The 1,439-nt window shown below is 52.6% G+C and carries 3 protein-coding genes; all 3 read right to left on the minus strand.

Annotated elements, in window-relative coordinates; translation table 11 throughout:
- Positions 1-193, minus strand: a 193-nt coding sequence (locus tag C7K08_RS16205) for a hypothetical protein (RefSeq protein WP_153062431.1), incomplete at its 3' end; no start/stop codon positions are given.
- Between the two features lie 3 nt (positions 194-196).
- Positions 197-712: a hypothetical protein gene (locus tag C7K08_RS14105; protein ID WP_106501135.1), complete on the minus strand. Its 516-nt coding sequence runs from the start codon at positions 710-712 to the stop codon at positions 197-199.
- A partial coding sequence (locus C7K08_RS14110) for a DUF4055 domain-containing protein (RefSeq protein WP_117434665.1) occupies positions 709-1,439 on the minus strand: 731 nt, incomplete at its 5' end. The genes C7K08_RS14105 and C7K08_RS14110, both read right to left, overlap by 4 nt.

Genomic DNA, 1,439 nt, shown 5'->3' on the forward strand with positions numbered 1-1,439 from the left:
CATGAGTAGCAATAACAGGTGAGGTTTTATCACCAGGCCTTGCGTTTTCATTTAATAGCAAGCGTGCATTAGCAAATGCTTGCAATGGAGTTTCAACCCATTGCTGTTGCCCGTGGTTTTGACCGCTAGTGAATTGGCGTGGGCTGATCTCGGCCCTGTGGGTCTTGGCCTTGTGGGTCTTGGCTATTGCCATCAACTAACCCCGCAGTATGGAAACACTGCCCAATCTCAAGGTAGCAGCAGCGGTGAATTGCATCCAGCTGTTTAGGTTTGGCAGTAATAGCAGTAACTGATCGCTATATCGCCTTCTTTGATTTAGTAATGCAGTTGCTGCTGAGCTGGGTGTGGCATAGGTGGTTTCAGTGTCTTCCCTAAGTAGTGATGTGTCGTAGGTGATCACATCTGCTTTTTGCAGTGGTGCATCACCTGTTGCTGCAACTGAGCCTGCAATTGGCCTTGAGTTGCTCTGCTTTTGGATTGCTTTTTCTTGATCAGCAGCAGGTGAAAGCAACTKCTGATCAATCAGTGCTACTGCATCCAATAAAGCCCTGGCGCTTAATACACCTGATGGGTGTTGGCGTTCWAGATCAGCCATTGCCTTTGCAATAGCAGCAAGACATGGCACCGTTGCAGGTAGCGCCAAGCACTGGCGGATTGCTTCTTGRTCAGACGGCTGCCAGCTAGAAGCGGGCCGATTACTGCTACTGCTCATTTAGTAACTGGTGCCACACCAGCTAGATCCCCCAGCCATTGCCGCAAKGCCTGCTCGCTAATRATTCCCTTCTCCTGCAGYTGCAGCATTTCAGCCACYGTTGGWKRTGGTTTWGSAGYTGGTGCCAAAGGACTAATTGCCACGATTAGTGCAGSCCCATCGTTATCAGGCAGTGCTTCCCCTGTAATGGCGCACCAGTGCTGCAGCAAAGAAGAAAACATCGAGGCCTTTTGTATCGCCTGGCTCTGCAGCAGGGCGTAGGCCTGTGATGCAGCCATTGATATTTCAGTGGCCGTSCGYGGWGCMCCCTGGGCGCCAGAAGGGATCAAGGCATCACGGCGCATACCTTGATCAAGCAGCTCCAGCCARCTGCGATGTTCCGCTAAYGAACGCGCTTGGATTTCAACGAACTGAAAGCTTGCACCTTCTGGCAGGTCRATGACGCTGTTGGGTCCCAGCACCACYGGCTCACTGGCGGAGCTGCTGCCCAGCGGGCCAGCCACACCGGTGCGTACACCCACTGGCAGGGCAGTTCGATAAAGCAGTTCCTGGTAATCGCTTTGGCAGCGGAAGTGGTTTAAGTATTGATGAGCAAGGCCCAGGTGCGGTAATTCACCTTCTCCAAATGCTGAACCATCACTGGCATACCAAATAGCAGGCAATTGGCTAATGGCTTGGTAATGACGTTGCTCAATTTGTTGCGTCCGCCAGCCGCTGGGGGCTTGGG

This window comes from Synechococcus lacustris str. Tous (assembly GCF_003011125.1).
Lineage (GTDB): Bacteria > Cyanobacteriota > Cyanobacteriia > PCC-6307 > Cyanobiaceae > Synechococcus_D > Synechococcus_D lacustris.